At 55.7% G+C, this 9,288-nt stretch carries 1 protein-coding gene; it reads left to right on the forward strand.

Annotated elements, in window-relative coordinates:
- Positions 1-116: 116 nt before the first annotated feature.
- A partial coding sequence (locus ABYV26_RS14405) for a LamG-like jellyroll fold domain-containing protein (RefSeq protein WP_372682051.1) occupies positions 117-9,288 on the forward strand: 9,172 nt, incomplete at its 3' end.

Below are 9,288 nucleotides of genomic sequence, written 5' to 3' on the forward strand. Positions count from 1 at the left end.
CCAGCCATGCAGCAGGCGGCAACTTCGTATTGGACGGACAACATCGATGGAACGCCAATCTCGGCTATTACGATGTTGATAGTGTTTACTTTGGTGGGATGGTGGATGAGGTTCGGGTGTCTAATGTAGCAATTGATGCGACCGACATGCAGAACACGTGGCAGGCACTGTGGGTCCAGAGCCGCTGGCCGTCGGCGGACAGGCAAGTGACGGTGTTGAACCCCCAGGTCAACGATTCCGACGGCGACGGCCTGACTGACGGGTATGAGGTGAACGTCTCGCATACCAGCCCTTTCCATACGGACAGCGACGCCGACGGAACGCCCGACGATGTGGACAATTGCCCAACGGTTTTCAATCCCGGCCAAAAGGATGCCGATACCGACGGGGTGGGCGACCTATGCCAGGGCATGACCGCCCTCTATACTCTGGATGGTCATGCCTGGGACACCAGCGGAAACGATAACCACGGCATTGTCTACAACGGTGTGACTTTCGCGGTTGCCGGCATCAGCCAGGCCGGCAGTTTCGACGGCATCGACGACCGGGTCAAAATCCCCGAAAGCATGCTTTCCGGCACTGATATCAGCCTGAACCTGTGGTTGAAGACCACGGATTCCACCTTCGGGTTGGTGAGCGGGGCCAATGTGACCTGGCCTGACGAATACCTACTCTATTACGACAGTGGTCAGTTGGGGCTGTACTTTCACCACTCCACGGGTCTTCCGTTTCATACCGTCAACGTGACCCTGAACGACGGCCGCTGGCATATGCTGACCGTGGCCACGCGCACAGATGAGACGGATGTTTACCTGGACGGTGTACTGCTGGAATCGACGACTTACGGCTCCGGTGGTGGGTTCAGTGTCGAAGGGCTCTGGGTTGCCGCGGATCAGGATACGGTCAACGGCAGCTTCCAGGATTTTCAGCATTTCGCCGGCCTCCTGGACGAGATAGCGATTTACTCCACCTCCCTTGGCGCCGTGGACGTGCAGGGCCTCTATGCCGCCGCCGACCGCGACGCAGACGGCATGAACGACTATTGGGAGATCAACCACTTCGGTGACACGTCCAGAGACGGAACCGGTGATTTCGAGGGTGACGGACTCAGTGATGCCGATGAATTCCTAAAGGGTACCGATCCTAATGATCCGGACAGCGATGGTGACGGTGTATTCGATAACGTGGACAACTGTCCCATCGTTCCCAACCCCCTTCAGGAAGACATAGACACCAACGGTGTCGGTGATGCCTGCCAAACACCGGTCTGCGGTAATGGCGTTATTGAACCACCCGAAACATGCGACGACAATAATACGGACGATGGAGACGGCTGTTCTTCGACCTGCACCCAATGTGATGATGTTGATGGCGACGGATACGGCGACCCATCGACCGATCTTTCGGCTTGCACCGGCTCGACGACTTTGGTGGACAACTGCCCCGGCATTACCAATCCGCTTCAGGAGGATACCGACTCCGATGGCCTCGGCGATCCCTGCGATCCGGACGACGATGGTGACGGGCTTGCCGACAGTGTGGAGACTAACACGGGAACCTATGTTGACGAAAATGATACGGGTACCGACCCACTTGATCCTGACAGCGACAATGATGGGCTGCAAGATGGCGATGAAATAAACATTTATGACACCGATCCCAATAGCGGAAACGACTTCTCTTTCTTGGCCAACCCCGGGTTTGAGTCTGACCTTGCCGACTGGACGAGCAATGGTGCGGCCATACGCATTGCAGATCCCTCGCCTCACGGTGGCGCCAAATACCTGATGGGCGGGTTGAGTACGGTGGCATCCAGTTATACCTACCAAACCATCGATTTGATTGCCGAAGGGTACTTTACTGCAAGCGAGATCGATCAAGGCCAGTTTACTGTTAATTACGGCGGATGGCAGGCGGGTTATGGGACCCAGACCGACGAAGGAATGGTAGAGATCATACTCAGGGACGGCAGCAACAATGAGATAGCCCGCCATGATCTGGGTTGGTTCACTTCAAACAACACATGGGTCCTGAAGAAAGGGACCGTACTGCTCCCACCGGGGACGCGATACATAACCTACGGGTTTTACGCGCTGCGTTATATTGGTTCTAATAATGACGGATATCTGGACGATTCATTCCTTATCATAAGCCAGATGAACGATTCGGACGGGGATGGCTATTATGACGGATCTGATCTGTATCCGTCAGATCCATCCGAATGGTTTGACAGCGACGGTGATGGCATCGGCGACAACGTCGACCTGTGCCCTTCATCTCCGTCCAATCAAGATGTCGACGGCGATGGGCTGTGCGACGGCTCCGAGGTTGATGACCTGATCTGGTGGCGCACGGCCACTTTCACGCATGACAACGGCGTCGACGACTGGCTGGATGCCGTGGCGGTGCTATCGACGGACAGCGTCGCGTCGGTGGGGACGTATTATAACGGAACCACATGGGATATCGAAATCAGGCGCGCCAATCCAGAACTCTCCAACCCCTGGTACGTGGCCTTCGATTCCGGCGATGACGATTACGCCAGCGGGGTGGGGGTTGATTCGCTCGACAACGTTCTGGTTTCCGGGTATGCCGGGATCAACTGCACGGTCATTAAGTATTCATCCGACCTTGCCAGTGTCGCCTGGAGCCGATCCTTTGCAGCCTGGGCACCTTCCAGCTTGGGTGGTGGGCTTGCCGTGGATGGGGCCGACAATGTCATCGTGGTTCAAAGCGCCAGCGTGGCCAAGTACGACAGCGCCGGCAGTCCGGTCTGGAACGTTACCCTCGATGGCAGCCAGTGGGGGATCAATTCCGGCGCCTATTTTGAAGTCGGCGATGTTAGCACAGACGGCAGCGGTGACATCCTCGTCACCGGCAGAACCTGGCGCGGCGACGGCAGCTACTATTTTGCCACCGCCAAACTGGCTGGTTCAGACGGTTCACAGATCTGGCTGACCCATGAGCCCGATTCGGCATCCGCCAGCGGCGTCTCGCTGGGCTGGGGCGTCGCTGCAGATCCGCTCGGCAACGTTATCGCGGCCGGCAGGGTTTCTGGCAGTCCGAGCGCCGATTATCTGGTCGTGAAATACAATTCGGCCGGCCAGCGGCTGTGGCTGAAGCAATCCGACGCCAATCTGGGTCTCAATGATGTCAGCGTGGATTCCGTTGGTCGCATCTATGCCACCGGAGACGGCGGGCTTAACGTCGTCTATGAACCGGATGGGACGCCTATTTGGAAGTATCTGGCCGCCGACGCGGTGGGACGGGGCATCGCGGTTAATCACAGTGGCAACGTGATCGTGGTCGGCGATGTCCAGGCTGGAGCGAACCGCGAATTCTGGTCCCAAAAGTACGCCTACGATACTGGAGATGGCGACGGAACGCCGGATTATGCAGACAACTGCCCATTCATCGCCAACCCGGATCAGGAGGACACCGATGGCGACGGCATCGGAGACGCCTGCGACAACTTTACCGATTCGGACGGAGACGGCCTGTCGGACGATGACGAGACGGCCATCCACGGCACCGATCCGAACAATCCCGATACCGACGATGACGGCCTGACCGACGGGGATGAGGTCAACCTTCATTCGACGCAGCCGCTCAACCCCGACAGCGACGGCGACGGATTGAGGGACGGCGAAGAGATCAATGCATTTCTCACCGATCCATTAGACGTGGATTCGGACAATGACAAATTGAGCGACGGCTACGAGGTCCATTCAGGGACCGACCCGAACAGCGATGCCAGCACGCCGCCGATTCCGATTACCGGCGTGCTGCACCGGGTGACCGAGTCCGACGGCAGCCTCAAGACATACATCGAGGTGGTCGTCGAAGATGGGTTTGTCGGCGCACTGCCGGGAGAGATCAATCAAATAACGGTCTTCGCTCCCGACAACAGCATCTTTGCACAATATCCGTCCCCCGACTGGGAGTATTTCCCGCAGTGGCGTGATTTCTTTATCAGCGTGGTCGGCGAGCCAGCAATCAACGGGGTTTACACCTTCCAGGTGCAGAGCGGCGCGCTGGGCGGCACCGAGACCGACCACCAGTACACGACTCGCGACCTGCCTATCCCGGATACATCACTTTTCTCGCCGGTCGATGGGGCGGTTGTCAGCTCAAAGACGCCCGCCTTCCGTTGGCAGCGGGTCGACGACGCCGGCAACATTCCGCTCTACTACCGCCTGGAGATCGATGAACTGGTGGGCGCCGACTATCAGCGTGCCTTCGCCACCGGTCGTGTCAAGGATCTCTCTTCCTTCACCTTGCCATTGAATGTATTGAAATTCAACACCACCTACCGCTGGCGTATCCGGTTGACCGACAGCGGCCGTTGGGAAGACGTCCAGAACCGTTCCGACAGCGCATGGCTAAATTTTACGACGCCGGCTGGCTGGGTGGTCCATGCCTCCCTACCGGCCATCGATCTGGATGGGTGGGGCGTCTTGAGCTGGACATGGGATGTCGGCTCCACCGGAACTGAAGCTTGGGTCAGAATTTATGACCATGATGGTATTTCATCCGACGGGTCTTCTCACGCGGTTACCGTTCAATTAGAAGGGGACCCCACCGTATATCCGATGGACTTCGTCCGCTCATATGGCCCGACCTCTGCGGGCTATGAAATCTGGGATGGTAATCCGCCCCCATCCGGCAACTATACGTTCACGGTCACCGATCCTGACGGACACTCGGCGACAATTGTCGAAGCGTATAATCCGACAACTTTGTCACCAATCGATAGGGAGTCGATCACGCCGACACTCAAAGATGAATTTATTACGGCCACGTTTGACAACATAATGGTCAACGGTTCGGCATACGATGATTTCAACAGCTATGCTTCCATTAACGATCTCGATCTGTCCAAGTGGGAATCCTGGTATGGACCGGATGTCTCGATCGTAGGCGGTGCGTTGCGGTCGGAACTGCCCATCGGTGGTGTCGGTCGCAGCAACGGGGGCCTTAACTTTAGTAATCCGCAAAGTATCGATGCCATTCAGGCGGACGTCACCATCGACGGCATCAGCACCGCCGACGGATCGCCCAGGGCCAGGCTGGTGGGCTATTTCTTCCACAACGGCAACGCCGATGTGTGGGCGGCTATCCAGGTGAACGGTAGCCGCATCTATTGGTCCGTGGAAGAGGATTACATCAATTCGCAGGGAACCTGGCAGTGGGAATATTTGGACGGCGGAAATCTTCTGACCGGTATCGATCCGACTCATACCTTCAGGGTTTCGATGACGTGGACCGGCACGCAACTCAATTTCTCGGCTGAAGACCTAAGTACTCTTTCAAGTGCGGGTGCCAGCTATACTCCGACCGGTGGAGTTTACCCCCCAATTGATGCGGCCAAGCATCTCCAAACCCGCATCAACATCGCCACAACAACCACGCCGACCTTTTCCTGGAACGAGGTAACCGATGCCAGCCGCTATCGCCTGCGCATCTATAACCATGACAACAGTGTCAACATTCTAAGCGGGTATAGTGGTGAAGGGACCTATACCGTACCGCCGGGGAGTTTAAAGCCCAACAGCTACTACCGCTACCGATTCGAGGCATGGGATGTGCCCAGTCCGTTGAACGTGGACAGCGTCTCCAAGACGCCGCCATCAAACGACGACAACTATATTTTCTATACCGACGATCAGGAAGCGGTGGATCCTTACATCGAATTTGACAACTCAGGCGTGCGCACCTGGAACGATCCGGACAATGGCGCTTTTCTCCATTTCAGGGTGATTGTTCACGACGCGCAGGGGGTCCCGGATAATATCAGGTCCGTTACCGTGTCTCACCCGTCAGGTGCAGTAACCAACCTTCCAGCGGTCTGTGGGGACGCCTATACATCCTCCACCGCGACTTCCTGTATTTATCAAACCAGCTCTGACCAGCCCCTGGAAAGCGGTGACTACATATTCACCGTTGAGGATTTGGAAGGACACATTTATTCCGTTACTGAAGAGTTGACTCCAAATGTGATCGATTACCCTGCAGTGGCCTCGCTAAGCCCGGCTTCCGGCAGTCTCTTGAATGACACAGCCGTCAATTTCGACTGGGTCGACGTAGTCGGTGCAAAATTTTATTCCATCGACATTTATGACTATGACTACCACCTCGTCGATACCTTCCACACCGAGCAAAGCCACTATCATCTGCCGGCAGGCTTTCTTAAAAACCAAACCTTTTACCGCTGGCGGGTCAAGGCCAGGCGAGAATATTTCAGCGAAAACACGGACAACAATTCATCGAGCCCCGGCTACTGGAACATGCTCACGTTCACGACCACGGCCTTGGCCGACACCGATGGTGACGGCATGCCGGACCATTGGGAGACCCAACATGGCCTCGTGGTCGGTGTCAATGATGCCAATGACGATGCCGACGGCGATGGGCTGAGCAACCTGGGTGAATACGAGAACACAACCGACCCCAACAATCCTGACACCGATGGTGATGGCTATAGCGACGGCCGCGAGGTTGCCCAGGGTACCAACCCCAACCTGGATACGGATTTCAGCGGTATCCCCGATATCGAGCGCGACGCGCTGCTGGCCTTTTACACCAGCACCAACGGTGATGGGTGGCTCAACAACACGGGTTGGAACGGCCCCGCTGGTACCGAGTGCAGCTGGCATGGAATCACCTGTAACGGAGACGGGGATCGTGTTGTTATCATCGACTTAGCCAACGGTAACAAATTAACGGGGACACTACCGCCTGAACTGGGCAACCTGAGCAACCTGGAGAACCTTGATCTCTGGGGCAACCTACTTACCGGCAGTATTCCACCTGAACTTGGCAACCTGACCAACCTCAGATGGCTCAGCCTGCACACCAACCAACTGACCGGGACGATACCCCCGCAGTTGGGCAACCTGGTTAACCTCGATGTGATGAACCTGTGGGTCAATCAACTGACCGGCAGCATCCCACTCGAGTTGGGCGGCCTGACGAACATCCGGCAACTGGCCCTTTCTTCCAACCAGTTGACTGGAACCATCCCGTCTGAACTGGGTAGCCTGGCCAGCCTGGAAGATCTAAAACTTAGCGGTAATCAGTTCAGCGGCGGTATTCCCGTGGAACTTGGTGGCTTGGCTAACCTGCGGATCCTCGAACTCCAAGACAACCAGTTTACTGGGGATCTGCCAACTGAGTTTGGACTTCTTTCAAATTTACAACTGTTGAGGCTCAGCAACAATCTGCTCAGCGGAATCATTCCTTCGTCTTTAGGGAATCTGACCAGTCTCGAGGGCCTTTTCCTGAACAACAACCTATTTGACGAAAGCATTCCAGTCGAATTCGGAAATCTGACGCAGTTGCGCAATCTAGAACTGGATAATAACCAACTATCCGAGCCTATCCCGGCTACACTTGGGAATTTGATTAATCTGCAGGTGCTTGACATCAGTGACAATGATCTTTTCAATGGAATTCCGGCATCCCTGGGCAGCCTATCGAATCTGCAGAGGCTTGATCTCAGCAACAACCGGCTCAGCGGTAGCATACCGAGTGAATTTGGAAATCTATCCAACCTGCAAGCCATTTCCCTACACGGCAATGCGCTGTCCGGTAGCATACCGACTACGCTTATCAACCTGACCAGCCTGATCGACGGGTCCAGCGACCTGCGTTGGAACGTGCTCCACACGTCGGACGACATCCTGCGAACGTTCCTCGATACCAAGCAAGACGGTGGCGACTGGGAGAGCACCCAGACCATTGCACCGACCGATCTTTCCGTGAACTCGGTAACGAACAGTACAGCCGAACTCTCCTGGACACCGATACTTTATATCGGTGACAGCGGGGGGTACGAAATCGAATATGCCGAGACATCCGGTGGGATTTTTAATCCCCTCGGGACGACCGCGAGCAAATCGGAGTCGACGTTCACTATAAACAACCTGGAATCAGGGAGAGAATACTTTTTCCGGGTTCGTACGGCCACCGAACCGCACACGAACAACCAAAATTTCCTGAACAGTGGCTACACCCCCGAGGTGAGCATCACCACGTCAGGATTTGTCGACGTTGACTTCGACGGTTTGCCCGATGACTGGGAACAGCAGATTGTGGATGCAGATCCGGGCGATGGTATCACTTCGATTGCGGACGTGCTTCCTGGGGACGACTTCGATGGTGACGGGCTCACCAACACGGACGAATGGGGAGCCGGAACAGATCCGACAAACACGGATACCGACGGCGACGGCCGCAACGACGGCCGCGAGGTTGCCCAGGGTACCGATCCCTTGGTCGACACGGATTTCAGCGGCATCCCGGATTTAGAGCGGGAGGCCTTGCTGGCCCTGTACAACAGTACCAACGGTGGAAACTGGACAGACAATACCGGCTGGAGCGGTGTCGTCGGCACGGAGTGCGGTTGGTACGGTGTTATTTGTAACGCAGTCGAAGACCATGTTCTCCAGATCTCTTTCAATAACAACAATCTGAGCGGAACACTTCCAAGCGAGCTGGAGAACCTCACTGAACTGACCGATTTTTTTCTGCCATACAATCAGCTCACCGGACCGATTCCGACCACGCTGGGGAATTTACTCAATCTGAGGTCGCTTTCCCTGCAGGCCAATCAACTCACCGGCAGCATTCCGACAGAGCTCGGGAACCTGACGAACCTCACCCGTCTGCACCTGTATCGAAACCAGCTCAGTGGGAGCATTCCTTCCGAGCTTGGCAATCTGAGCAGTCTTGTAGAACTCGTCTTGTGGGAGAACGGCCTCACCGGCAGCATTCCGACTTCCCTTGCGGGTTTGACCAACCTTGAAGTTTTGCATTTGCGCAACAACCTGCTGACGGGAAATATCCCATCGGAGTTTGGCGACCCATTGAATCCGGATGGATACCTGTCGAGTTTGAGGTCCCTCAGCCTGTTGAACAACCAGCTCACCGGAGAGATTCCTGCCACACTCGCTAACTTGACAAACCTGGTGGAAATTCAGCTGAGCAACAACCAGCTCAGCGGTTCGATCCCTCCTGGTCTCGGCAGCTTGTCCAACCAGCAGTTGCTTTACCTTAACACCAACCAGCTCAATGGCTCCATACCGGCTGAGCTGGGGGCTCTTTCAAACCTGACGCATCTTTATCTTTATGGCAATGCACTAATCGGTCAGATTCCCTGGCAGCTTGGAAACTTGTCAAACCTTCAAGCACTTTATCTGACGGCTAACCAGTTAATCGGAAGTATACCACCCGAACTGGGGAACTTGACCAATCTGCTCCATCTGTATTTGGACGACAATCAGCTCG

This window comes from Desulfosarcina sp., assembly GCF_041551955.1.
Taxonomy (GTDB): Bacteria; Desulfobacterota; Desulfobacteria; order Desulfobacterales; family Desulfosarcinaceae; genus Desulfosarcina.